At 32.5% G+C, this 25,566-nt stretch carries 22 protein-coding genes and 1 pseudogene; 6 read left to right on the top strand and 17 right to left on the bottom strand.

Going from position 1 to position 25,566, the window contains the following annotated elements; translation table 11 throughout:
• The first annotated feature begins 1 nt into the window (after position 1).
• Positions 2-994: pseudogene (locus IJL02_RS10220) on the top strand (acyltransferase).
• 1 nt (position 995) lies between these two features.
• On the opposite strand, the gene IJL02_RS10215 reads toward IJL02_RS10220, so the two are convergent.
• The 3 genes from IJL02_RS10215 to IJL02_RS10205 all read right to left on the bottom strand — a co-directional run bounded on the left by IJL02_RS10215 (position 996) and on the right by IJL02_RS10205 (position 4,756).
• Positions 996-2,024: a tRNA-dihydrouridine synthase gene (locus IJL02_RS10215; RefSeq protein ID WP_292816039.1), complete on the bottom strand. Its 1,029-nt coding sequence runs from the start codon at positions 2,022-2,024 to the stop codon at positions 996-998.
• 80 nt (positions 2,025-2,104) lie between these two features.
• Entirely contained in the window at positions 2,105-3,442 is a 1,338-nt protein-coding gene (locus tag IJL02_RS10210) for an NCS2 family permease (RefSeq protein WP_292816036.1), read from the bottom strand.
• A 315-nt stretch (positions 3,443-3,757) separates the two neighbouring features.
• Positions 3,758-4,756, bottom strand: a complete 999-nt coding sequence (locus IJL02_RS10205; RefSeq protein WP_292816034.1) for a hypothetical protein — start codon at positions 4,754-4,756, stop codon at positions 3,758-3,760.
• Between the two features lie 290 nt (positions 4,757-5,046).
• Here IJL02_RS10205 and IJL02_RS10200 point away from each other — a divergent pair, with 290 nt between their 5' ends.
• A complete protein-coding gene (locus IJL02_RS10200; protein ID WP_292816032.1) occupies positions 5,047-6,546 on the top strand; it encodes a hypothetical protein in 1,500 nt (499 codons plus the stop codon).
• A 584-nt stretch (positions 6,547-7,130) separates the two neighbouring features.
• Here the strand turns inward: IJL02_RS10200 and IJL02_RS10195 are convergent.
• Both IJL02_RS10195 and IJL02_RS10190 read right to left on the bottom strand, forming a co-directional pair.
• Positions 7,131-8,030, bottom strand: a complete 900-nt coding sequence (locus tag IJL02_RS10195; RefSeq protein WP_292816030.1) for a hypothetical protein — start codon at positions 8,028-8,030, stop codon at positions 7,131-7,133.
• A 172-nt stretch (positions 8,031-8,202) separates the two neighbouring features.
• A complete protein-coding gene (locus IJL02_RS10190; RefSeq protein ID WP_292816028.1) occupies positions 8,203-9,285 on the bottom strand; it encodes a tyrosine-type recombinase/integrase in 1,083 nt (360 codons plus the stop codon).
• 465 nt (positions 9,286-9,750) lie between these two features.
• Between IJL02_RS10190 and IJL02_RS10185 the strand changes: the two genes are divergently transcribed.
• A complete protein-coding gene (locus IJL02_RS10185; RefSeq protein WP_292816025.1) occupies positions 9,751-10,461 on the top strand; it encodes a hypothetical protein in 711 nt (236 codons plus the stop codon).
• 122 nt (positions 10,462-10,583) lie between these two features.
• On the opposite strand, the gene IJL02_RS10180 is transcribed toward IJL02_RS10185, so the two are convergent.
• The 3 genes from IJL02_RS10180 to IJL02_RS10170 form a co-directional block, all read right to left on the bottom strand.
• The gene (locus IJL02_RS10180) at positions 10,584-11,579 is read right to left on the bottom strand and encodes an acyltransferase family protein (RefSeq protein WP_292816023.1); all 996 of its coding nucleotides are present in this window, start codon (positions 11,577-11,579) and stop codon (positions 10,584-10,586) included.
• Positions 11,580-11,649: 70 nt separating this feature from the next.
• On the bottom strand, positions 11,650-12,462 hold the full coding sequence (gene surE, locus IJL02_RS10175) for a 5'/3'-nucleotidase SurE (RefSeq protein WP_292816021.1): 813 nt from the start codon (positions 12,460-12,462) through the stop codon (positions 11,650-11,652).
• A gap of 96 nt (positions 12,463-12,558) precedes the next feature.
• Entirely contained in the window at positions 12,559-13,398 is an 840-nt protein-coding gene (locus tag IJL02_RS10170) for a pyridoxamine kinase (RefSeq protein WP_292816019.1), read from the bottom strand.
• A 168-nt stretch (positions 13,399-13,566) separates the two neighbouring features.
• Between IJL02_RS10170 and IJL02_RS10165 the strand changes: the two genes are divergently transcribed.
• Positions 13,567-14,526, top strand: a complete 960-nt coding sequence (locus IJL02_RS10165) for a PLP-dependent cysteine synthase family protein (protein WP_292816017.1) — start codon at positions 13,567-13,569, stop codon at positions 14,524-14,526.
• A 254-nt stretch (positions 14,527-14,780) separates the two neighbouring features.
• Here IJL02_RS10165 and IJL02_RS10160 read toward each other — a convergent pair whose 3' ends face one another.
• Together IJL02_RS10160 and IJL02_RS10155 are read right to left on the bottom strand one after the other, a co-directional pair.
• Positions 14,781-15,077 (bottom strand): hypothetical protein, encoded by a 297-nt coding sequence (locus tag IJL02_RS10160; protein ID WP_292816015.1) that lies wholly within the window; start codon positions 15,075-15,077, stop codon positions 14,781-14,783.
• Between the two features lie 56 nt (positions 15,078-15,133).
• Positions 15,134-16,693: a flippase gene (locus IJL02_RS10155; protein ID WP_292816013.1), complete on the bottom strand. Its 1,560-nt coding sequence runs from the start codon at positions 16,691-16,693 to the stop codon at positions 15,134-15,136.
• Between the two features lie 107 nt (positions 16,694-16,800).
• Between IJL02_RS10155 and IJL02_RS10150 the strand changes: the two genes are divergently transcribed.
• Both IJL02_RS10150 and IJL02_RS10145 read left to right on the top strand, forming a co-directional pair.
• Positions 16,801-17,901: an oligosaccharide repeat unit polymerase family protein gene (locus IJL02_RS10150; RefSeq protein ID WP_292816011.1), complete on the top strand. Its 1,101-nt coding sequence runs from the start codon at positions 16,801-16,803 to the stop codon at positions 17,899-17,901.
• On the top strand, positions 17,898-18,968 hold the full coding sequence (locus IJL02_RS10145; protein ID WP_292816009.1) for a hypothetical protein: 1,071 nt from the start codon (positions 17,898-17,900) through the stop codon (positions 18,966-18,968). Before IJL02_RS10150 ends, IJL02_RS10145 begins: the two co-directional genes overlap by 4 nt.
• Before the next feature lie 147 nt (positions 18,969-19,115).
• Here the strand turns inward: IJL02_RS10145 and IJL02_RS10140 are convergent, their stop codons facing one another.
• From IJL02_RS10140 to IJL02_RS10110, 7 genes are all read right to left on the bottom strand, one after another.
• Positions 19,116-19,931 (bottom strand): hypothetical protein, encoded by an 816-nt coding sequence (locus IJL02_RS10140; RefSeq protein WP_292816007.1) that lies wholly within the window; start codon positions 19,929-19,931, stop codon positions 19,116-19,118.
• Positions 19,932-20,270: 339 nt separating this feature from the next.
• Positions 20,271-20,447, bottom strand: coding sequence for a hypothetical protein (locus IJL02_RS10135; protein WP_292816005.1), 177 nt, complete (start codon positions 20,445-20,447; stop codon positions 20,271-20,273).
• Between the two features lie 327 nt (positions 20,448-20,774).
• A complete protein-coding gene (locus IJL02_RS10130) occupies positions 20,775-21,047 on the bottom strand; it encodes a zinc ribbon domain-containing protein (protein ID WP_292816003.1) in 273 nt (90 codons plus the stop codon).
• 9 nt (positions 21,048-21,056) lie between these two features.
• Positions 21,057-21,389 (bottom strand): hypothetical protein, encoded by a 333-nt coding sequence (locus IJL02_RS10125; RefSeq protein WP_292816001.1) that lies wholly within the window; start codon positions 21,387-21,389, stop codon positions 21,057-21,059.
• Positions 21,390-21,447: 58 nt separating this feature from the next.
• Entirely contained in the window at positions 21,448-22,896 is a 1,449-nt protein-coding gene (locus tag IJL02_RS10120; RefSeq protein WP_292815999.1) for an NAD(P)/FAD-dependent oxidoreductase, read from the bottom strand.
• A gap of 43 nt (positions 22,897-22,939) precedes the next feature.
• Positions 22,940-23,659 carry a hypothetical protein gene (locus IJL02_RS10115; protein WP_292815997.1) on the bottom strand — a complete coding sequence of 240 codons (720 nt, stop codon included), beginning with the start codon at positions 23,657-23,659 and terminating at the stop codon, positions 22,940-22,942.
• Between the two features lie 127 nt (positions 23,660-23,786).
• A complete protein-coding gene (locus IJL02_RS10110; protein ID WP_292815995.1) occupies positions 23,787-25,559 on the bottom strand; it encodes a DUF2207 domain-containing protein in 1,773 nt (590 codons plus the stop codon).
• Positions 25,560-25,566: the final 7 nt, after the last annotated feature.

Genomic DNA, 25,566 nt, shown 5'->3' with positions numbered 1-25,566 from the left:
TATGGTTAAAAACAGAATATTCTATTATGACTTTTTGCGGGCGTTTGCAATAATCGCAGTAATATTATGTCATGTTGACGGAAGATATGAGTTTACAACAGCAAGCTTAAAATTAGCAATTCCTTTTCTTTTAAACGATATAGGATTGATGGGAGTGCCTTTATTTTTAATGCTGACCGGAGCATTGCTTTTAGGTAGAAAACAGTCATTGGGAGATTTTTTCAAAAAGAGATTTTCAAGGATTGTTTACCCATATGTCTTTTAGGTAGTGCTGATGATTGTAATCGGGGTGATTTGCCTTAATTGGAATGGCGATCAGATTTTCAAACTTGTTTTTGGAATTAACAGGCCTACATGGTATGTATGGATGCTTGCCGGAGTATATCTGGTTATTCCAATACTGAATTCGTTTCTAAATGAGTATAAACTAAAAGGTTTAGAGTTCTTTTTAGCGATTTGGTTAATAACAATCCTATTGAATACATTCCAATTATATCCGTTCTATAGTCTTGAGTTAGGCTATTTTGCAGGATATATCGGATATGTGGTTTTGGGATATTACCTTGACAACAAACTGTTCAGCTTATCCGATGAGAAGATGTTAGGTCTTGGAGTCCTGATTTTGGTAATCTCAACTGCTCTCCATATGGTATGCTCTTATTATTATATTCCTGTATTGTCTCCAAAATATCACAATATTGTGATTGTATTTCAGGCAGTTGGAATGTTTCTTTTTATCAAATATATTGATAGAATTTCAATCGGATTCAATAAGCTTCAAAACAATTTACTAGGCAAGATGATTGTATCAATAAGCATATGCAGTTATGGGATGTATTTTGCCCATTTCCTGATCAATCAGTTCCTTAAATTAATAGACACAAATTCTATAAAATTACTGCCGGTATTTCTTATCGTTCTTGTGGTTTCATCATGGATATTAACATATGCCTTTAGCAAGATTCCATATATCAAAAACGTCTGTGGGGTCTGAATCAGTCTATATTCAATGTCGCTTTAGGATATAAAAAACAGGTTGAGGTTTTTTTCCAGTAACAGTTATTGCATGTCTTGCATTTGACCTCACCGTCACCTTCAAGCTGCCAGTCTATAAGAAAGCTTGAATCGCAAACAAAAGGCCTCTGCATAGAAATGAACTCGACATTTGTTTTGTTTAAAATATTGTTGATCTGTTTTTGGGTTTTAACACCGCCGCCCATAATCACCGGAATATTGACGTTTTCAATAATTGAATCACAGGCACTTGCCAAAATCTTTTTTTGATAGTTTTCACGGGAAAAATACTGAGGAGACCTTGGACGGGTAATCTGAAGTGAATCAACGCCATGCTTTTCAAGAAGTTTGGCTATTTCGATTGTCTCTTCAACGGTCGTTCCGCCTTTCTGTATATCAAATGCATTCAGCCTGCAGTTAATGTGCAGCTTGGTGTTCTGTTTGATTACTTTAATGATTTCCAAGACAATTCTCAGGCGGTTGAAAGTGTTTCCTCCGTATTTGTCTTCACGCTTATTGAAATAAGGACTTATGAATCTTGTTAAAAAATAGTAGTTTCCCAAAGCTATTTGAATGCCGTCAAAGCCTGCATAGTCAATCTTTTGAGCTGCAATGATGAAATCTGTCTGAATCTTTCTTATGTCTTCAATGGTCAAATCCTCGATTTTCACGTTCTGCTCTGCATGCTTGTGAAACTGTACAAAACCCAGCTGGGCAAAAATTGGAACATCATATAGGTGAACAAGGTCTGTCAAATCTTTTGCCTCTCGCACAAATTGCTTGTAGTTTAAAGTATTTGAGTACTTGCTGAATGCATCCCTCGGATAAAGGGAGTACAATTCAGTAATTATTAACCCTACACCACTTGCCGCAATATTTTCATATCTGTCATATATCTCAGGAGTCAAATTTCCTGATTTTTCTCTTTCAGATTCCCAAAGGCCTGTTCTGACGATACGGCTGTTAAGCTTAAACTCGCCGAATGTTGCATAATCAAACAAATCTTTCATAGTTATTATTATAAAAACAAATAATATAAAACATTTTTGAAAATTAAAAAAAGAAAAAGTGAAAATAGAGGGAATTTCCTCTATAATCCGAAGAACAAGTATATTAAGAATACTATGAACAATACCCATACAAGAGGGCTTAATTCTTTAGCTTTACCGGTTGCAGCAGCTACGATTGTGTATGTTATAAAACCAAATGCAATACCTAATGATATTGAATATGATAAAACCATCATAATGATAGTCATAAATACAGCAGCAACGATAGCTAAATTATCCCATTCAATATCTTTGATTTGTACAAACATCAAGATACCAACTGTTACCAATGCAGCGGTAGTTACAGATGATGTAAATAAAGCTAAAACGGTAGGAGCAAAGAATACTGAAAGGATAAATAAAATACCTGTTACAATTGCGGTAATACCGGTTCTTCCACCAAGACCGATACCAGTTGCACTTTCAACATAAGCGGTTACGGTACTTGATCCGAATATTGCACCAACAATACCACCTAATGCGTCACTGATAAATGCTCTGTTAATTCCTTCGGTTGTTCCGTCTTCTTTTTCGTAACCACATTCTTTTGCAAGAGGAATCAGGGTTCCTGTAGTATCAAAGAATGTAACGAAGAGTAGAGAGAATAAAATTATTATTAAAGTAGGAATATTTTTGAAAAGTTCACCAAATCCGGATGCAAATCCTGCAAATACGCTGAAGTCCAAATCAAAGGATACCCATTGTGCTGGCAGTGAAGGTAATATTGCATCAGCAGAGCCTAATCCGGCTAATGATAATATTACACCAATGATTGCAGTAATAAGTAATCCGATAAATACTGCTGCTGGAACTTTACGTACATATAAAATTAATGTGATTGCAATACCCACTAATGCAAGCAATACAGGTGCGGAGCTTAAAGGTCCTAAAGTAACAAGAGTTGATGGACTTGAAGCGATGATTCCTGCATTTGCCAAACCTAAAAAGGCCAAAAAGAAACCAATACCTGCACCGATCGCAAGTTTCAAATCTTTAGGAATAGCGTTTAGGATTGCTTCCCTTAAACCGATAAGAGTAATTATTAAAAAGAGTACACTTGACAAGAATACTGCAGCGAGAGCTGCTTGCCATGAAAGACCCATACCCAAAACAATAGTATAGGTGAATAATGCATTCAGTCCCATTCCCGGAGCAAGTCCAACAGGATAATTGGATAATAACCCCATTATAATACAGGCAATACCTGATGCAAGAGCAGTTGCAATAAATACGCCTGAAAGTGACATTCCGGTTTCAGACAACATTCCTGGGTTAACACCTAAAATATAGGACATTGCAAGAAATGTTGTGATACCTGCTAGAATTTCAGTTTTAAAGTCAGTATTATTTTCATCTAACTTAAACAATTTATTTAACATATAACACCTCATTTTCCTATAGTAATACTTTTATCGTTATGATGTTATAAATTATTCGATATGAAATTCATCATATTGGATTTAAGTTGGATTTTATTCGGTTAAAAATTATAATTTTATGATAATATTTAATGAAAATGATTTTTGTTGAAGATTATCGAATCATCAAATTATTTTAATTTTTTAACTGATAATTATTTATTATATTTAAAATTAATCTGAAATATTGAATATATTGATGATAATTTCGATTTGTTTTAAAATTTTTTTAAAAAAAGTATATTTCAATCGCTTAGTGCGATTGAATCAAATCAATTATTTTTTTCTAAGTTTTTTAACAGTATAATACGATATGCAGCATACCGCTGCAACAACAGCTATTATTGCGACGTACACCATTAATGTCTTTATGTTAAAGTTGGAACCGATTACTTTTGCATTGTCAAATGTAACATTTCCAATGTGTGTGTAGTTTGGAGCTATTGGAATATCTCCTGCTTCGGTAACCTTTCCTGTGAAATTAACATTATCTGCAAGGCCTCCAGTCTCCATTCCCCAGTATGAACCGTCATCATTTGAAAGATAAACGTCAGTCACGTTTGTATTGTTTTCACAGGTGAATACAAATGTGGTAATGTCTCTTCTTGTAAGACCGAATGCGTCTGATAAAGCGATGTTGTTCATGGTTTTGATTTTATCGGTTGCATTTGGAAGCACGTCACCTGACCTGAAGTATGTGTACCTGTTAGGCACTGAAATGTAATCGTAAGGTTCGAGTTTTCCTGTAAAGTGATTTGTGGCTGTTGCAACACCATAATTTCCATTAGGCGCTTTCATAACAACGTGACCTAATTTGTATGCTGCTTTGATTTCCTGAATCTGTTCAAGACCGCTTTCAGGAATTGTGTTGTTGTCAGTAATCATTCCGGCAGTAATGTTTTCAATCTTTTCATTGCCGATACCGTCATCGATTCCACCGTATCCAATTACCCATCCGTCGCTGGTAATAATGACCTGACAGAAATATCCGCCAGAGGTTTTATACTGTTTAATTGCTTCTTTTCCATGCCAATTTATTTTTTCTATATAAATATCAGCATATGACTCAGCGTCCCTTCTAAAGGACATCATACTGTCGTTACCCTCAAGCTGCAATACAACAGAACAGCACCCTGTCATGTCGGATTCATTGTTGTTTTCCAAAATGCTTTGGATGTCGTGAATAGTCTGCTGTGAAGAACTTGCACTGACAGCTATAACGGATGAAAAAAGTATGATAATACTGAATATAAATATAATCTTTTTAAAATCCATAAAATCCTCTAATAATAAAATTTTTTTATAAAAAAGATAACAATTGTGTTACATATTTATATTGCCAATATATACTATTTAAACTATTGTATTTTTAAAAAAAATAGCCTAAATCATGCATTTGTTTAAAATTTTTCATAATAACATCAATGCAATGTTTGAAATGACCATTTTTCAGTTAAAATTGATTGGATGTATAAAAAAGTGTATAAACAATATTAATTTTAAATCTAACTAATATTTATATATGAATATTAATATAGTTAAATTATATGAATAGTAAAATAAATTTGTCTGATAAGAATTTAATTGGAAAAATCTTATTTTTATTAAGCATTATCCTTTTAGGAGTGATGATTGCGGTTATCTTTAAAAAGCCATTCCTTGAAACTGATGAATGGTTTACCAAAGGAATAATTCAGTTGTCATTCCAGCAGATGGTTAATATCACAGCAATTGATGTGCATCCGCCGTTATACTATATTATTTTAAAGATACCTATGAAAATCCTGGCAATGCTTCATATTGGCTATGATCTTGTAACTCTAATGAAAGTCATGTCAATTTTACCTCTATTTATATTGCTTGGGATTAGCGCTACCACTTTAAGAAAAAACTTCGGATGGCTGAGCGCAGGATTTTTCGCTCTGACAATAATTACAATGTCAAGTTTCTTTAGGGTATTTTTAACAGCAAGGATGTATAACTGGGGAATACTCTTTTTGGTTTTAAGTTTCCTTTGCGTTTACTATATCCTGAAGGAATCAAACTATAAATACTGGATTTTACTTGCAATATTTTCAGTATTGGGGGCATATACCCATTATTTTGTAGCGATTTCATCAGTTGCATTATATATGATTCTGTTTGTAAACATACTGTTTAATAAAAGTCTAGGATTTGAAAGAAGTGATTTGAAAAAATGGTTTGTATCAACTGTTGTTGGAGTCATATTATATGTTCCGTGGTTGTTTACATTATTCAGTCAGTTAAATAAGGTACATAAAAGCTATTGGATTCCAAGTGTCGATCTGGCAAAAATGGTAGAATCATTTTCAATAGTTTTTACAAATAATTCAAATTTCATGTTAGGTGTTATTTTAGCTGTAGTTGTAATTGCATTAACAGCATTTGTTGTTCTTAGATATCTTAAATCCAAATCAAAAGATGACTTCTTTTTGCTTTTGGGTTTTGCAGTGTTTATTGTAACAATAGTCTTGGCATTTATCGTATCTGTAACATTCAAGCCGATTCTTCTTGCGAGATATCTTGTTCCGGCAATTGCACTTATATGGCTGAGCATTTCAATTTTAGTTTCTGATATCGATTTCAAGAAGTTTGTAATACCAATAGTGATTGTCGTTTTGGTATTCGGTGCGTTTAACTTGGTAGATCAGATATCTGTTATTGATGATGATTACGCCAAGACTGTAGAAGCCAATGCATTTTTGGATAATATGAGCAATAATGATACTATTGTTATTATAAGTGGAATGCAGAAATATGTAAGGTTCTTTAATGAAATAGATGATGCAAAACAGTATTATGTATATACATTTGACAACAAGACACACAAGGAGCCTTATCTCAAAATACTTAAGCTCAATAAAACCAGTTTCGACATTCCTCAGGATGTTTATTCAAATCCGGATAAACAGATATATATAATCGTCGATAAAAAGTCAGAATTTGAAAACAATACAGATGTTGACTTTGATAAGGTATTTAATTTAAGAGGATGTATCTTCTATAAGATTAATGGAACAAATACTACAAATCTGGGAATGTGATTTTCCAGATTTTTTTAATTTTTTTTAAATTTCATAAAAATTAATAAATTTTATAAATTTAAAGCTCATTTTTAACTGATTTTATTATATAGACATATGATATTAATGTATTCTTTATCATTCAAATTTAAAATCAGTTATAAGTAAAATAAGTATATAATAATTCGTATTTATTTAATTAAAAACCATATATGCTTTATTTTTAGTAAAATTCTTGTTAGTGTGATATTACATGAGTCGGAAGAATATTTCCGTATATTATTCTTATATATCTATTAATAGGTATTATTATAGTTATAGTATTTTATATATTAATAGTATAATAGCTATTTTATCTATAAGTCTATATTTAAGTATTATACTAATATCCTTATTTATATATTATCTTTATTTCCATTTATACAGATATAAAGATTTTACTTATTTCCATATTTACAGAAATATATATTAGTACATACTTTACCATTAATGCTCAAGTAATATTGAGAAAATGATATAAATCAACTGCTTGATATATATCAAGCTAGTGAGATTCACTATTTTCGTTAATTATTGTAATTTTTTAATAAATTTTATGAAATTTATTATTTTTTATCTCTGATTTTAAATTTAATAAATCTTATCAATTGATATGTAGTAAATGACAGCACTCCAACAAACACTACAAAGGAAATAATAATAATCCAATAGATAAGTTTAGAAAATGGATTGTAATTATTGCTGAATGATACAGATCCAAGCTTTTTGTAATCAGGAGCAAGAGGAATATCTTCACCATTGGTTAAATTATCATTGAAATACACATTATCAATATAAATGGAATTGTCAACACCTACAAGAGATCCATCCTCATTAGAGACATAAACATCAGTAGTATTATTATTCTCACCAATATTAATGTCATAAGTGATTATTTCTCGCCTATCAAGTCCATAACGGTCGGACTGGGACAGTTCATTCATTACTTTGATGTTATCATCATTATCTAAAGAGATATCATTGGCACGTGAATATGAATAGTCATTTGGAATGGAAATGTATCTTCCAGGATATAACTGGCCTGTTTTTAATGCATCGACGGTAGCAAAACCGTAATTTCCATTTGGAGCCTTAATTACTACATGTCCTTTACCGTAAGGCTTTTTGATTTCCTGAATTTTAGCCAAGGATTCTTCAGAAATTGTATAATTGTCATTAATCATTTCTGCGGTGATATTTTCAGCTATTTCGTTGTCAATTCCGTCGTCTGTTCCGCCAAGGCCGATTACCCAGCCGGCATCTGTTACAATAACATGGCAAAAGTACTCACCATCAGTCTTATATTGCTTAATTGCCTGTTTTCCATGCCAATCAACTTGTTTTATGAAGACATCAGCGTCTAAATCTGAATCTCGCCTGTATGACATGATGGTTTCGTTACCATCCAATTGCCAGACAATAGAACAGCAGCCAAAAGAATCTGTCAGATTCATATTTTGATGCATAACCTGCTGATTATCAGTGTTTTGATAATTAATTGCAGAATATGCGCCGCATAATGAAATAACAATTAAAAAAATAAATAATATAAAAAAATTCCTCTTTAAATTCATATAAATCAATAATTAACTTGCAATGTTATATTATTTGGATTATATGATATTTAAATATGAAACTTCAATGGTTGAATCTAAGATTATTGGCCCTTAATTTCTGTTTCATTTGCTCACGGTCAATGTGGATATATTTATCTGTTGTCTGTGAGTTGGAATGGCCTGCAATTGACTGAACCTCTGCAACCGTAAGTATTTCAGCATAATGGGATAATGCAGTGTGTCTTAGAATGTGAACGCTGACGTTTTTGCCATAATTTACAGGACAGTCAATTCCTTCACTTTCTATTCTTCTGTCACATTCATGAGCATATTTTTTAACGATATCCTGAACACCACGTTTGCCAATTCTGTTTCCTTTAATATTTGTAAACAGTTCTTCACGGTTGACTTCTTCAGCAGCCTTGTTTCTCTGAATCACTGGTCTGTAAACGTCATGAGTGTTTTTCCTAAGCTTTGTGATGCGGTCCATCATCATGTCATTTAGGCTTACAAGTGTATCAAAGGTTATAAAAGTTGTTCTGTCCTTAAGCTCTCCTTTGGTAGTTTCTGCACGCAGATTAACGTCAATGAAATCATTATGGTCGGACGGAAGTTCATAAAATCCTCTCTCATCCAAAGGAACCTGAATATCAGACTTGTTTAAAAGTACGAGTTCCTTAAGCCTCATGCCGGAATCAATGAATGTTCTGCAAATGGCGTAATCTCTACTGTTTCCGCTTTCATGGATTGTATCTAAAAAGAAATCGCTCTGTTGCCAAGTTAAACTAATCTTTTCAATTCTTTTTTTGGCAGTTTCAGGATCTTCTGCTTTAACTTCAATAATATCCTTCATTTTAATTGGATCATGCTGGATTTCTTCCTGAACATCTTCTGAGTTTATGAATTCCAGAATGTTCATCATATATGTTTTGACAGTGGTCCTTTTGTTTCCACGTTGTTTTAGACAGTGCCTACGGTAATGTCTTAATTGTTTTTTAACATTATTGCTGTTTAATTCATCAATTCCCTGAGATTCCAGATATTCTATGAATTTGGATATATTGAAGGTTTGTTTTTTGATGGTTTCTTCAGTTAAGTTTTTTACCTCTTGCTTTTCTTCTAAGTATTCATCTAGGTAGTCTGTTAGCTCATCAACTTCAATCATAAGCTTTTCCATCTCCTAAAATTTTATACCTAACCCTTGTTATACTATTGAATTTATTAGTATATAAAGACTTCGTATCTTTTCTTTTTAACTGTATATTATTACATAAAATATACGTTTTCTTTATATATAAAATTTGGATAATTTGGAGTTTTCTTGAGAAGTGTTGAAAGTGTAGTAAGACATATGCATCAAGCGGTTGAAATATGGTGATTTCGTTAAATTTTGATTTTTGATGAAAATTTTTTCTAAAAAAATTGGGTTTTCAAATTTTTTATTTCAACTTCGAAAAAAATTTTTTCATAGAAATTAATAGTAATATTATTTAATGTATTTTGTAATAATTATTTTGATTGTTTGAGTATTGAAATTCGAAAGTTAGAATGTTGTGATTAATGATTAATTGACTATTCAGATTGATTTAAACTTTTATATACTTTCGATAATAAATATAATATAGATAGAATGAAAAAGATAGTTAAGATTTTATTGGTAATACTGATTTTACTAATTTTAGTTGCTGGAGCAGCAACTTTTACACATAAAAACGCAAATGTCTTAGATGAATACACAACAATTGTCGGAAATAACTCCAACGGTACCGTTTATAAAATTACATGCGGTAATGCATCATCTGAGGATACTGCGATTTTGATATTGGGAGTTCACAGTCTTGAAGGAGGCATTCATAACGCAACAAATGAAACAATAATGAAGTTTACCAAAGACAACAGCCTTAATAAAAAGTATATTGTATACTTCATTAAACTTAATTTTAAAGACAGCGGAATGAATACCAGCGATTACAATACAAACAGGCATATGGGTGAACTTTTAGCCTACGACTATGTTCTTCCGGATATTGAAAAATACGATCCTTATGTCATCGTAGATGTTCATGAAATGGAAGACTACTGGGAGTTACAGAGATATGTCGGTGTCATTGACAATAAATCAAGCACAACTATGGATTATGCCAATAGGATTGGTGAAAATACTACTTATCCAGTATATCCTGTCAAATCAGGTACTTCACCACAATGGGTGACAATACCTCTTTCAAAAAAAGGCCATAATGTAATTTTATTTGAAACAGCTCAGGCTGACACTCAGGAAAATAAAACATTAACTGCTATAGATTTGGTTAGAACTATAGATTCTTTACCGGTTTACTGAACATTTCCTTATACTCTGTAATTAATTTATATTTTATCACTGAGTTATCCCAATTCCATAATATGGATAAAGCCATTATATATTATATGAGAAACATCTTGAGAAAATAAAAAAATAGTTATTTAAGATTTAATCGGTTTTACGATTAAATCATAAATAGAATCTGTAAACTTATTAAGATATTTCGTTACAATATCTCTGGATAATATGAATGTAATTGCCAGAGCAAGTAAAAACATCAACGCCAGAAATACTATAGGATTGTAATTTGCGAAAATTTCAGGCAATATAGGTTTTAGATATATCCTCACATAACAATGAAGAATATAAACTGCCATTGAATTTCGACCGAATTTCGTCAGGAAACATTCCTTATTGGTCATGAAACTGTCGAGCATCATTACCCAACCTATTTGTAAAATGAGTACTATCAATTTTTTTATCATTTCAAATACTACATTTCCGCTATATGGTGTTTTAAACAAAAAGAATTTTCCCTGAAACTTAATGATTACCGGAATCGTGATAATACATATCAGAACCGAAATAAGAATCCTATGTTTATTAAACGTGTCAATGATTTTTGAATATCTAGTAGTTAATCCATCTTTTGACTGCTTAAAGTAAAATCCAACTAAAAATATAGGGAAATATGAAAATCCTCGTGTCAATCCTAAATAATTAGGACTGATATCTACAAATCCCACCAGAAGGGCACAAATCAGTGCGGTAATTATAGGATATCTGAATTTATCAACAATTGGAAGCGCCATTTTCATAAAAAATAACGCAATTAAAAACCATAACGCAAATTCTGATTCAAAAAAGATTAAACCCAAGTTGAATTTACCAAACACTACAAAATTAAACAGTTTAGTAATCGTACAAAAAATTATATACGGAAGGAATAACCTTTTGAAACTTTTAAGCGGCTCATCAGGACCTATCTTTGAAAAGTATCCTGCCACAAAGAAGAGTACTGGCAGGTGAATTAAAAATATTAAATTGCCGTTTGCGGGACCCATGGCTCTCAATACATCAAGATGTGCAAACACAACTAAAAAAATGGCAAGTCCTCTGAGATTATCATATTTATTAATTCTCACCTTTTTTTCCATATTATAAGATATTTTGTTGTAATTATATAAACCTGCCTAAATCTATGGGAAATTAGGTTTCAATCAATGATTACCAATCTATATGTTCAGAGGTCATGTTAACCTTAAGGGGTGTTAGACTTGGCCTTTTTTCAAACAGCAATGCATATCCGTCACTGCCCTTAGGATATTCCTTAACAAGATCAGAGACAATCATTATCAAATCATCACTATTTTGATTTTCATCTAAAGGATAAGTGAATATCTCTTCTTTTTCTTTATCTGTGTTGTCTATTACTTTTTTATCAAGCATTTTATGTGATAGATTTGTAATTTCCACTTCTTCAGACTCATAATTTGAAGGAACATTTAAATTAAACAGGTCTACTTCATCGGGAAAACCTTCATTTTTAATTTTCAATACCAAATCATGTAATACTTTTTTTGCTAGGGTAAAATCATAATCAACATACCATTCGCCATTTTCATCCTGTTTATATGCAGTTTTTGGGTCTACAAATAGTGAAACTGCAATTGCCGGAATGCCCAAACTGACAGCCTCTAAAGCAGCACAGACAGTACCTGATGATGTGATATCACAGCTTATGTTTACACCCTGGTTTATTCCGGTTATCACAAGATCCGGCCTTTCATCCATTACATAATCTGTACCGACCACTACAGAGTCTGCCGGACTTCCTGAAACAGAATATGCCTCACTTTCATCATCGAGTTTGCAGGAGGTGATTTTTAAATGTTTGAATAATGTCAGTCTGCGTCCGACACTGCTGTTATTTACATCAGGAGCTACAACAGTAACGTTAGCTATATCTTCAACTGCCTGTTTTGCGGCCAGTATTCCCGGAGCAAAAACTCCATCATCATTTGAAATTAAAATATTCATGAGTACAAAACCTAAAAAATCTATATATGATTATATCTTTTTTATTAATATAAAATTTTTTTAAAAAAATAGTAGGTACTACAAAAGTAGTACAAATTATTCAATTAATTCCTTTAAGTCTAATATGACCTGTTCGAATTTAACTCCATATTTATGGTTTTCATCGCCGACTGTTTTTTCGATAGCACGTTTTGTAAATTCACCTGCAATTTTTGCAGCTTGGCTTGGAGTTTTTCCAATCATTGTTGAGCCGACAAATGAAGATGCAAACACGTCTCCAGTTCCATGAGATATATAATCTATTCTGTCATTGTAGACAACATCACATGTGGATTCCTGCTTGTCTAAAACAATCATTCCCAATTTGCCTTTTTCGTTTGTATCTCCTTTAAGGATAACATATCTTTTTGTAAATTCAGCTAGTTCATTTGCCATTTCCAGCATTTCATCTCTACTGAATTCTTCTTTCCAAGGCTTGTGCAATATAAAACATGCTTCTGTTGTGTTTGGAAGAATATAATCTCCATGTTTGCAGAGTTCACCCATCTTATCAGCAAATTCCTGGTTAAATCCGTTGTAAAATTCACCATGGTCCGCCATAGCCGGATCGACAAACACAACTCCATCATCTTTTAGTCTGGAATCGATTATTTCTTTAATGTAGTCCAGCTGTTCTATTGATGCTATAAATCCTGTATAAATGGCATCGAAGGATATTTCTTCTTTTTCCCAATGTTTTCTAATTTCAGGCAAATCATCTGTCAGGTCTCTAACTGTGAAGTCTGTAAATCCTGAAGTGTGTGTGGAGAGAACTGCTGAAGGAAGTATTGCTGTTTCTATTCCAAAAGCAGAAACAATTGGCAGTGCAACTGTTATTGAACATTGCCCAAAACATGAAATGTCCTGGATTGTTAAAATTTTTGTTGTATCACTCATTTTTTCATCCTTTATGCTTTCATTACCATATAAAATTTTATTAACATGTGTTATATATTTTTTGCTTTTAAATATTTTTTAAAAAATTCTTAATTAATGATTTGCAAAATATTTTATAATTAAATTTCCATATATAAACATGTTATATCATTTAATGGATGGAAATGTATGAATGTCGAAAAGTTAGTTGGCAACACCCCAATGATAAAAATCAATTATGAATATAAAGGAAATAAGAGTAGTATATATACCAAACTTGAATATTATAATTATTCCGGAAGCATTAAAGATAGGATAGCTTTATATATTCTCCAAAAGGAAAGGGAAAATGGTAACTTGTCTGAAGGTCAGGCTATTGTTGAAGTCACTAGCGGAAACACAGGAATAGCTTTCAGTGCAATCGGTGCTCTGTTTGGCCATGACGTTCATATTTTCATGCCCGATTGGGTTTCACTTGAGAGAAGAAATCTCATAGAAATGTATGGTGCTCATGTTCACCTTGTATCAAAAGAGGAAGGCGGATTTAAAAAAGCACTGGAACTTGCAGAAGAATTTGCAAACGAAACCGGTGCATACAGACCACTCCAATTTGAAAATCCATTAAATGTAGAAGCACAATATACAACAACCGGCCAGGAAATTCTTGACGCTGTACCGGACGTTAATGCATTCGTTTCAGGAATTGGAACCGGCGGAACTTTAATGGGAGTTGGCAAAAGATTAAAGGACAACAATCCTGATTCCAAAATATTTGCTCTTGAACCGTCAACATTATCAATCCTTAAAATGGGAATGGAAGAAGGATCCCATTTGATAGAAGGAATTGGGGATGACTTTATTCCTGGAATCATTGAACAGGATTTAATCGATGATATTGTTCTCATTCATGACTGCGATGCCATCAATATGTCCAAAAGAATAGCTAAAGAATTTGGATTAGGAATAGGCATTTCCAGTGGTGCAAACTTCCTTGCCAGTGTATTGATGGATAGTGATGATTTAAATATCGCTACAGTTTTTGCAGATGACAACAAAAAATACATCACTACAAAACTGTCCGATGAAATCGATACAGATTCAAAACTTATTTCCAATAAAATAAAACTTTTAGGTTTTGAAGTGATTTAAATTCTCTTTTTAATTTGCAGTTAATATATATTAGCAAATTACTTTTTTTATATTATTATCATCAATCATTAAATATTAAAGAATGATGTTTTAAAACAATACTGTGATTCTGGATTATTAATAAAATGAGTCAATAAATTAAAATTAAGTGGTTAAATTTTCATTAAGTATTTCGGATGATTAGGTGTAAAAACTTCGCTCAAATTTTCTTAAACTATTCATTATTATCAATCATCAACCCTATCAATTATGTGCTATCTAAAAATATCATATTTGCCTGTAACTATTTTTTTCAATTCTACACTGTTTGTTGGTAAATCAGAATGAGATGCTCCATCTAATTTTTCTAAGTTTTCATCTCCTTCCGGTTTGTCAAATGACAACATTGCTTCAATATCACTAATGCTCATTATATTAGTTGGAGTGTCATCTTCTTTTAAACCTTTTAAAATATACTTATTCGCTAAATCTAATTGAGTTATTCCAGTTTCAGCACTTTTTAATTTCAATAATTGCTTAACATCTTCATTTATCCGAATTGTTGTTGTCATTCTAAATCACTTCCAAAGAATTGATTCATTGTATATTTGTATACAAATTATTTTTATTACTCTTCTATTTTAGATAGCAGTTCATTTTTTTCAATATAATCAACTAGTTTAGGAGTATATTTTTTTAGTATTGGAATCTTATTCATATACTGGCTAAAAAAGTTTATATCCCGTTTTGTTAAAACCTTCAACATTATTAAGGATAAAAGATAGATGAAACTACCTATTATAACTCCTATGATTAAACCAATTAATGATTTAGGAATTACAAAACAGACTGCCATTAAAATTAAATTGCAGATTAACACCAGCAATATATTTTTCCAGGGAATTGATATTCGGGTAGTTCTGATTACTAATATCATTATAATAATCATCAGTATAGCTGTGGTTATTGTTGTAGCTATGGCAGCACCTATAATGCCCATTATATTAACAAAAACTGCATTCAATGCAATATTTAATACAGTACCCGAAAGCAGAACATACATCGGCAGTCTAGGATTTCCAGTACCTTGAAGTATGCTGCTGCTAATCATATATAAGCTATAAAAAGACATTCCTATTACTAAGATACTTAAAACACCAGATCCTGGAGTATAAACTTCTCCAAATAGCAACTGAATAATAGGCACGCTGAACATGCTTATAATTACACACATTGGAATAACTGTGAGAATGCAGTATCTTAAACAGTCTACAACATATTCCTGCAGTAATTTTTGATTTTTTAAAACATATGCTTCTGCTGTTGCAGGAAGCAATACTGTTGAAATTGACAGTGAAATTACTAAAGGAATTCTTGAAATGGGATCAGCGGCATTATAAAACCCTACATCAGTTGATAGCATAAAAACACCTATAACTAATGTGCCGACATCATAAATTGCCATTTCAGATAATGCGGTAATAGCTACAGGTACTGCAAAACAGATTAACATCCACAATAGTTTCAATTCTTCTTTAAAGCTTAAATCAAGAGACTCTTCAGAATAAAACATCGGGCTGATATATTTTTTATATAATAATACTGCAGTTATAGCAGAAACAATAAAACCGAATGCTCCTCCCAATACGGCTCCCATAGCATATAATCCACAATAAACAAATACGACAGCAAAAACAATTGTTGCTAACTGCTCGGCCATCCTGTTATATACAGTATATTCATTTTTATAAACTCCCTGAAATGCACCTCTCATAGCTCCTACAATTACGCTAAAAGGAGTTATCAGACTAACGGCCCTTAATGGCCATACGACAAGGGGCTTATGAAATATTACGTTTGCAATAAAATCTGATGAAAATAATAGGATAATGCTTAATAATATTGCCATTAAAACCATGAACTTGGTTGCAGTATAAATTACTTGCCTGGTCAATGCCTTTTCATCTTTTGCATTATATTCTGCAACATATTTTGATATTGCCGGAGGCAGGCCGCCGGCAGATAAGATTTGAAATATTCCCTGAAACGGTAAAGTTAATCCATATAATCCATATCCTTCCGGTCCGAGCATTCTACTCATCAATAGTCTATTAACGTAACCTCCTACTCTAAAAAGTAAGTTACCTATTATTAAAATGAAACTATTTTTAAGTACCTTATTAGACATGTTCTTCACTTAATTTAATAAATAAAATGTTTATATAACATTTTAAAAATATAATTATATATTTAATATATATTTGAGGCTAATTAACTATTTTATGGTAGATGATTATGGATTATAAAAAATTTGATATTTTTTCACCGATGGTATTTGTTCTATTGGTTATTGTTTATTTAATATTTTCACAAACGGCATTTTCCTATCATATAAATAAATTAATTGGCGTTGATTTATACACTTTTGGAGTGATATTTTTAGGAATTGCATTTTATATCATAGGTATTGTATTATCAAATTATTTTCTTAAAAATAAGGAAATCAGTTTAAATACTGAAAAAATAGATAAAATTTTCAGCGAACGTTTAGTATTATCATTGGTAATAATTGGAATATTGCTTCAGATAGTAAATTTAATCTATCTGGGTGGAATTCCTTTATTTAGCGGTTATCTTAAAGCACGTGCTGCAACAAGGATATGGCTTTTAAGTTATCTGATATTTTTGCCTTCCATCAATATTCTAATTGCAAGATATGAAGACAAAAAATATTATTTATTGTTTTTATTGGGTTTATTACTGTTTGTAGCTACCGGTTATAGGACAACCGCAATGGCTATTGTAATAAGCGTATTGATAACACTGTATTATACTAAGGATCTGGCCTGGAAATATCTGATATTATCTGTAATTGCCATATTTATTTTGCTGGTGGTAGTCGGATATATAGCGGTTAAATCAATTGAATGGCAATCATGGTCATCAACTCCAATTGAACTGTTATTTTATAGGGCTGGATATACCTTACAGGTCTTGGACCGCGCAGTATTCATGCAGGGCAGCACTCACGGCCAATTATTATATAATACGCTGATGGGATTTTTTAAATCCACAGATCCACGGGTGATTGTTGGCTCAGCAACAATAGGAAAAGCACATTCAACAACATCAACCATTTTTGGACCGGCACTCTTGGATTTCGGATTATATGCCATGCTAGTTCAAATGACAATTTTAGGATTTATAATGAATCTAATTTATAAAGTACAGATTAATGTAAAAAGTATTTTCATTGGATTGTATGCAATAGTGATGGCTCATTTAATAATATGGATTGAAACCGGACCTACTGATCTGGTCGTATTTTTATTCTATTTAATTTCAATAATCATATTAATTTATGCAGTTAATATTAAAAAGGTGGGTAATAAATGAATATAGCTATTGTAGCAGAAACAGCTCCTGCAAAAAGCATTATTCCTATAATTGAAAAAGTCGATGCGGACATTTTATCCCTAACTCATAGTGAAGGGGCAATGGAATTACTGGCTCCTTACAGTAATGAAATCTTTTCAATAGGTGAAGGTCGAAGGAACACAACTAAAAAAAGAAGCAATTTTACAATTGCCAAACTGGTTTTAAAAGATACTATCCGCACTTATAATGCCTTAAGAAAACATCATGTCGATTTGACATTGACATGCGGCAATGCCGGCGATGTGCGTAAAGGTATCGCAGCTGCAAAAAAATTAAAACTGCCCAAACTTCATATAGAGCAGGACATTTATAACCCAATAGAAATGATGGCCTATGCAGATTTAATCACTGTTCCAAATAAGACAGCTGCAAAACAGTTAAAAGATATGTATGATATTACAAATACAGTAAATATAGGCGGATATCCTCAGGCAGAATACGTAAACAGGGTTCCAATTGCAGAACCTGATAAAATATATGAACAGTACCAGCATGATGATTTTTATGTTCTTTTTTTAGGTGGAGATACCAGAGCTTCAGATATTCCTGAAATAATTAAAGAAGTGGAAAAAATAGATAAAACAATATTAATTATTCCATTTAGATTTGAAACCTCCACTATAACTCCCCATATCACTAAAAACAATATTTTTGTTCTTGAAGGTTATGTGGATTTAATCAGTTTGATGAATGCTTCACAGGGAGTAATTTATTGTGCCGGAATGGGAGTGACAATTGAAGCTGGTGCTTTAGGTGTTCCTGCAGTAAAGATTTTGGGTTTTCATACTCAACATGCAAGCAATGACTTGGCCAATGATTTGGGAATAAATGTTGCATCTACTCATGATATAAGTCATGCCGTTTCCAGGATGAAAAAACCACAAGGCAAACGTTTAATTAAAAACGGTTGCAGGGCAAGTCTTAAAGTTGCTGAATTGACTACAAATATGGACTTATTTGACCAGGATTGTGGGGGCTTAAGCAGTTTAAAAAAAATCTGGAACCAGAGAAAACAGTATCGATGATATATTCTTAATTATCTTTTTTTTAGTTTTAATATAGGAAGTTAAAGTCAATAGATTCAATACGTGAGTCACAACACTCTAATTTCCCAAAGTGAAATTATGAACATCTCCGGCTTAAAGAAGTTGGAGAATTCTTGCACAATAATGTTAAATGGAACGATAGTTCACTTCAAGTTCATTACCATTTCGTTTGACTGATGTCACTAAAATGTTCTTGTCAGGTAAAATTTTAGCCAACCGGTCTATGTCATTTTCACATTGAATAGTGCCGTCATTCACCAAATCACTAAGTTCAATTTTGGTCATAGCATCTGACACATTTGAATTGATATAACGTTCTAAATACTCTTTTGATTGGGTTGACATTTTAAGATTAAATTCTTTATTTACATCATTGATAAAAACTTCATCATTGGTTCTTTGTGCAGCTAACAATCGAAGATTCCAGTCAGAGTCATTTTTAGCTATTTTTTTTAAGGCATTCACATCCTCAATATGTTCAATTGCTTCCTTACGAATCTCTTTATCAGCATTATTTGTAGCAAAATCTATTAATATGGATTCTTCATTGATTTTTTCGGCAGCATATAAACGGTTAAAGTCATATTTATCATCTTTGGCAATTTTCTTCAAGACAAATTTGTCATCAATCTTTTTAATTGCTTCCAGTCGAATAAGATTATCTGGATCATTTTTAGCAATATATGTTAATGTGCTCTTCTTTTCAACCTTTTTAACTATTTTTTCACGAACATGACTTGAATCATCATTTTTTACAATGTCTGCCAAAATGCTTTCATCGCTAATTTTTTCAATTGCATCAGCGCGAATATATTGATTCTTGTCATTTTTTGCCATATATATCAATATTTCAGGATCATCAATTTCCTTTACAGCTTCCATTCTTACTTTAGCATTCTCATCCTTCCATTTTGGAGTTTTAAATCTATCAAATAATCCCATAAAATCACCTTTAGATATTTGGAATTTTATATTAAAAAATTATTAAATGTTTTAAAAAATAAGATTAATGCCTTATTGTAGAGAAAAATCCCTACAATACCCTATATTAGACATTAATAAAATACATTTCGCGTCTTAATAAAGGTTTACTTAAAAGTAATCCCTTGTATAATCCTATTATTAAATAACATATATAAACTTAACTAATTTTATAAAAATAGGCAATAAAATAGTAGCTATCTCAGGGAAAAAGCCTCACGAAAACATTAGTTTTCAAGCCCTTCATTGACTTGTTTATATTCATTGCCATTGATGAGATGAAAATTGAGTTATTTTCATCTATCTTTTATTAGAATCAGTAGTGTCATGATATTTAGACAGTATAATCCTATGAGGAAGATGACCAACTCCACTTTTTCCACCTCCATTCAGACGCATGGAAAGAACATCAGAAAAGTCATATAGGGAAACTAGTCTGATTAGTAAATAAACATTGGAGATAATGAATATTATCATGTCTATCAACCTCCTTCCAAAAATTTTATAGTTTGAGGCTTTTCAAGAGAATATATATTTACTATAAATTATTTAAGGCTTGTTGAAGTCATTTTGTAAAATTGTAGTGGGAAAAACATCTTATATAAAATTTACTATGAAGAATTGATAAAAATGGAGTATTAACTACATCAATATGAAAACTTTCAAAGTTATTGAAAGTATCCTAATATTTCACATTAATATTGATACAAGCACCCATAAACTGCAGAAATACTATGAAAATGAGATGATAACAATTAGTGTGTCTAAGAAAAATATTAAAAAATTAAATGAATAGAACAAAAATCATTTGTTCCATCTTTTTAGTTTGGGAAAAGTTTCACTCATCATTGCAGTTGCTTCGGCCCTGTCAATTTCAGGGTGAAGCTCAACCATCTTTTCAATGCAGAAGTTCATCATCTCTTCCATTGACATATCGGATGTGAATTCCCCATCTTTAAAACAATAAATACAGTAATCCTTGTTTTTGGATCCGTCAGCATTTGTACCGTAAATCTCTTCACTGGTCATAGGCATGGCACATGACTGACAAAAATCCATATTTTCAAAATTGTCCATAATATCACCTTAATTAATCATCTTGCGAACTTCCTCAATATTAAGTTCAATGAATTCCTTATACTTGGGATTTGCCAATATTTTGTACTGTTTTTTGTTTGTTCGTGAGTAAGCGTCTTGCATTACTGCTTGAAGGTCTTCGATTTCACTGTTTAAAACAATATCCAGTTTTTTCTTTTGATGGTCCGAAAGGTTGGATAAGAAACTTTTGGCTTTAGATTCAAACTTTAAAACCAGATTAGTATTCTTTTTTGCAAATCTTTCAAGTAAAAATGAAGGTGTTAAAGAAAATAATTTTTCATATTGCTGAACATCACTATAAGTAATCTTTTCTTCACTCATTTAACTCACCCTTTATATCTACACATTTATGTAACTAACAGTATTTAATGATATCTATTCATAAGTCATAATGGATATTATGCAGTTTATACAGACACACAGAACTGCTTGAAGGGAATGCATATATCATATAATCAAGCTCTTCCAATGTAATTTTCTTATTTATAATAAAAGCGAACATGTTTGCTACGTTTTCGGCATCTGCAGCATATATCTCAGCACCTACAATCTGCAAATCTTTATCTACAATCACTTTTGCCTCAGCGGTCAGGTCATTTTTAAGCTCAAGTGAATATGAATTTCCATATCTAATCTGGTGAACGTCATATTCATCACTTTGCTCTGCAATATAAGCCGGTACACCGACAGTAGCTATTCTTGGAATGGTATATGCGACTGCAGGAACTACAGGATATGTAATTTCATCTGCTTCGCCCAACAGCTCTTTTGCAAGATACTTTGAGTGATGTATCGCAACGGTTACAAGTTTTGCAACACCGGTATCTGCTACATCACCTGACGCATATATATTGGGCACTTCAGTCTGCAGGTGTCCGTTAACTTTAATTCCGCTTTTGGTGTATGTCAGACCTACGTTTTCAAGACCGATATCTTCCACATTAGCCTGTCTTCCCATGGCTGCTATAACATAGTCTCCTTTTAGAGACAGGCCGCTGTCACAGTTTACTGTAAATGCATTTTCATGGGCAATATTGTCAATTTTCGCTTCAGGATCCCTTAGATATTCATCACCGTTCATTGCCTGAACCACATTAGATACCTTGGCTTCGGGATTTTCTATTTCAATATCACAAAGGATTTCTTTAACTGTCTGATTAAAATGAAAATTGATGCCTTTGGCTTTAAGTTTTTCAATGATTTTTTCGACATATGGCTGGTGGAAGTATTTTAAGGCCATGTTGCCTCTTATTATAACATCTGCACTCAGACCTGCTTCAGCAAGTATTGATGCAAATTCCATTCCCACAAAACCTGCACCGATAATGATGGTGTGTTTTGGAAGCTCGGAAATGTCTAAAAAGTCGGTACTGTCATGTAAGTATTCCTTACCTTTGATGTCGGGAATGACAGGTTTAAGTCCTGTGCATATCACTATTTTATCGGTTGTGAATTTCTTATCGCCAACCTGTACTGTATGTTCATCTAATATGATGCCCTTGCCGTGGGCTACATCCAAGTCATATTCATCGAATTTGTTGTCAAGAAATATGGACATTCCGGCTATTCTTTTTTGCTTGAATTTCATTAGTGCAGACCAGTCAACTTCAAAATTGCCCGCTTTTCCAACGCCCTCAAAATTGTCGGTAAGTGCTTTTATTTCATATGGTGCATCCAAAAGGGCTTTTGAGTTACATCCTCTGTTTGCACATGTCCCTCCGTAAAGGCTTTCTTCAACAATTAATATTTTAAGGCCTGCTTTTCTTAAAAATCGGCCACCCTGCCATGCGGCGTTTCCGCTTCCAATATAAATTACATCATAATCCATAGTTAATCACTTAATTGTAATTTGTTCGATTTCATATAAATTATTATACATTATCAACTGCATTAATCAGTTCAATCATATGTGAATCTTTAACGTTCTGCGGTGCAAAACTGTATTCCTCAAAGTAAAATGCAGGAATTCCCTTTTCGTTTAAAGGTATAGTCAGGTAAGGTCCGCTTGTAGTTGAGCTTGGCGCATAATATGAGATATTTTCACATTCATCGGCAACTTTCATTGCGATTTCACCTGCCAAACCTTCCTTAACCGGTGAAAAAACGAATGTCTGATATTCATAGGCTCCCACATTTGAGTGGACGTCAATGGCAAGATCATAAGATCCATTTAAAATAGCAGGATATACATATTTCAGTGCAAGGTTTTGTCCGTTCTGTCTGCCCTGACTGTTATCCGATGAGCCGTCACCGTAATGGCCTACATCCTGAGTAACATTAATGATGTATATGTCATATGAATTATTCAGATTTGTAATGCCAGGCAATATTTTAACAAGTGTTTCATGAGTCTGATGCTCAAGGGGGTGAACTCCTACAACATAAGCTATCTTTTTACCGTTGGGATTACCTATATTTTTAATCACCTCGACAGTTCCAGGTTCATCGCTGCTGTTTGCAATGATTTGACGAACAATAGTATTATTGGTTAAATTATTGTCTTTTGGTGATGTTTCATTAATAATCTGAAAACCAAAAATCAGTATGATGATTATTAATATTAAAATTAGAATATATTCTCTTTTTATCATAAATTAAATCTCGTTTAATGCGTTCTTCAATCTTTCACGTTAATATCTTGCAGTGAACATATTTAAAAATGATTTATTCCCAAAAGTTAGAGTGATTTGGTTGTGTTAAAAATAAAATAAAGTGGAGTTAGAATGCTCCACCTCCACCTCCTCCGGATCCGCCTCCGAATCCTCCGAAACTGCCTGAATCGGATGAAGGATTGGCTGCAGATTGTCCTGTTGAAAATGCATGATGCATCATGTAGTATCCTCCATAGTGGTGATACATAAATACGCTGTCATCATATTCTGAAATATTTGGAACCTGCAGTTTCATGGCTTCATAAACGCTATCAGCTACTCCAAGAGCGGTTCCATAAACCAAGTACTTGTTCCAGACAACTATTGATTCTGGAGGGTGTTCGTTAATTAAACTGTTGTCTTCTAAAAATTTCCTCAAATTGTTCCATTTGAGATAGAAGACTCTTCCATTTTCAGTCCATCTTCCAAAAATATCCTCATCTAAAAACAACAGAGCAACTGAAAATACTATTAGAAATATTCCGCCAACCAATGAGTAGAATCCATTTGAAAGGTTTGTTAAAAAACCTAAAACGGCAATAATTATTCCAAAAATAATTCCTCCAATTGCAATGAATGAAATGGCAGTTGAACCGGCATCATCAAAGTAATAGGCAAGGTCAATTTTCTTTTTAACTGATTCTTCCCATTTTTCATACTGTTCCATAAACCATTTTGCATCGCTTTCAGATGATAATTTGCTTTCAAGTTCGGATAAATTCAAAACGCTGTCCTGTGCAAAACGGGACAATGTCTTTAAGACAATCTTTTCGGATCTGCTTACTTTAATATTTTCATCTTCATTGAATTTAATAATCAAATCATTTGTCATTGTGTCTGAATTTTCCCGAGTGGATAATTTTAAGACCTTTTTATTGATTAGATTCATGATTGAAGCTTCAAATCCTTCCATATTAGGTGTTCCTATATTGGATTTGTTTTCAACTAACGCATTGATTACTTCCGGCGGATCATCGGTTGGAAGATCCCTTTCATATATGCCATCATAGCTAACTTTAGGTTCCCTTCCCCATTTGAAATATGTAAATATTGCTCCAATAGGGCTTAAAACAGATAATAAACCTAAAATAAGATAAGTTGCATTCCAGAAGTTCCTTCCGTTTATGCTGTCTTCATGATTTTTAATTATCATGTCCTTACCGTTTTCATTGACATGTTTTGCATTGGTTGCATCGCTGAAATCATCCAAAGGCATCATTACTAAAAGTTCATATAATTCCCCTTTTGGAATTGAAGTGGTCTCGGCAGTTATTGTATCTCCATTTAAGCTGCTTGACTTGTCATAATCTTCAGGGTTTAAATAGTATGTATTTTCGTCTTCTCCAGGCAGTTTAACTGTTGCAGTAATTTTTCCAACGCCAACGTCCCATTCTTCACCCCACAGTTTATATTGAAGAGCGCCGACGTCATTGAAAAGGGTTACAACATTTTTCATATCATAGCTAATAAAGACTGACACGTCACAGTCTCTGATGCCTTTTGTATGTGCAGCATCAGAGTATAAATATATTTTAAGGTGCTTATATCCGCCATCATCGCTTTGCTTAAGTACAGGATAAGCACCTATAGCCGATACCTGAATATTATCAATGCTTTCACCTGATTTTAGAGGGATGTCCCTATACACGCCATTGAATTTCCCGTCAAATGAATAATCATATTGCTCTTCTACATGAAGTAGGCCATTACTTTCAACAGTCAAATCAATAAATGCCTGAGTGATGCTGTAGCTTCTGTCATCATCAGCAAACGCCATTGAGACTGTTGAAAATAACAATAAAAAGAGTAAAACAATACATAATGCTCTTTTTATATTCATAAGTTAT

It is taken from the genome of Methanobrevibacter sp., from assembly GCF_017427765.1.
Classification (GTDB): Archaea; Methanobacteriota; Methanobacteria; order Methanobacteriales; family Methanobacteriaceae; genus Methanocatella.
Note: the sequence above shows the minus strand (reverse complement) of the source record. Positions and strands in the feature narration are given on the sequence as shown.

Excerpts from the sequence above, each read along its gene's own strand:
- IJL02_RS10215 (WP_292816039.1), bottom strand. The coding sequence starts at position 2,024 with ATGAAAGATTTGTTTGATTATGCAACATTCGGCGAGTTTAAGCTTAAC.
- IJL02_RS10210 (WP_292816036.1), bottom strand. The coding sequence starts at position 3,442 with ATGTTAAATAAATTGTTTAAGTTAGATGAAAATAATACTGACTTTAAA.
- IJL02_RS10205 (WP_292816034.1), bottom strand. The coding sequence starts at position 4,756 with ATGGATTTTAAAAAGATTATATTTATATTCAGTATTATCATACTTTTT.
- IJL02_RS10195 (WP_292816030.1), bottom strand. The coding sequence starts at position 8,030 with ATGCATCAAAATATGAATCTGACAGATTCTTTTGGCTGCTGTTCTATT.
- IJL02_RS10190 (WP_292816028.1), bottom strand. The coding sequence starts at position 9,285 with ATGATTGAAGTTGATGAGCTAACAGACTACCTAGATGAATACTTAGAA.
- IJL02_RS10185 (WP_292816025.1), top strand. The coding sequence starts at position 9,751 with ATGAAAAAGATAGTTAAGATTTTATTGGTAATACTGATTTTACTAATT.
- IJL02_RS10180 (WP_292816023.1), bottom strand. The coding sequence starts at position 11,579 with ATGGAAAAAAAGGTGAGAATTAATAAATATGATAATCTCAGAGGACTT.
- surE (WP_292816021.1), bottom strand. The coding sequence starts at position 12,462 with ATGAATATTTTAATTTCAAATGATGATGGAGTTTTTGCTCCGGGAATA.
- IJL02_RS10170 (WP_292816019.1), bottom strand. The coding sequence starts at position 13,398 with ATGAGTGATACAACAAAAATTTTAACAATCCAGGACATTTCATGTTTT.
- IJL02_RS10165 (WP_292816017.1), top strand. The coding sequence starts at position 13,567 with ATGAATGTCGAAAAGTTAGTTGGCAACACCCCAATGATAAAAATCAAT.
- IJL02_RS10160 (WP_292816015.1), bottom strand. The coding sequence starts at position 15,077 with ATGACAACAACAATTCGGATAAATGAAGATGTTAAGCAATTATTGAAA.
- IJL02_RS10155 (WP_292816013.1), bottom strand. The coding sequence starts at position 16,693 with ATGTCTAATAAGGTACTTAAAAATAGTTTCATTTTAATAATAGGTAAC.
- IJL02_RS10150 (WP_292816011.1), top strand. The coding sequence starts at position 16,801 with ATGGATTATAAAAAATTTGATATTTTTTCACCGATGGTATTTGTTCTA.
- IJL02_RS10145 (WP_292816009.1), top strand. The coding sequence starts at position 17,898 with ATGAATATAGCTATTGTAGCAGAAACAGCTCCTGCAAAAAGCATTATT.
- IJL02_RS10140 (WP_292816007.1), bottom strand. The coding sequence starts at position 19,931 with ATGGGATTATTTGATAGATTTAAAACTCCAAAATGGAAGGATGAGAAT.
- IJL02_RS10135 (WP_292816005.1), bottom strand. The coding sequence starts at position 20,447 with ATGATAATATTCATTATCTCCAATGTTTATTTACTAATCAGACTAGTT.
- IJL02_RS10130 (WP_292816003.1), bottom strand. The coding sequence starts at position 21,047 with ATGGACAATTTTGAAAATATGGATTTTTGTCAGTCATGTGCCATGCCT.
- IJL02_RS10125 (WP_292816001.1), bottom strand. The coding sequence starts at position 21,389 with ATGAGTGAAGAAAAGATTACTTATAGTGATGTTCAGCAATATGAAAAA.
- IJL02_RS10120 (WP_292815999.1), bottom strand. The coding sequence starts at position 22,896 with ATGGATTATGATGTAATTTATATTGGAAGCGGAAACGCCGCATGGCAG.
- IJL02_RS10115 (WP_292815997.1), bottom strand. The coding sequence starts at position 23,659 with ATGATAAAAAGAGAATATATTCTAATTTTAATATTAATAATCATCATA.
- IJL02_RS10110 (WP_292815995.1), bottom strand. The coding sequence starts at position 25,559 with ATGAATATAAAAAGAGCATTATGTATTGTTTTACTCTTTTTATTGTTA.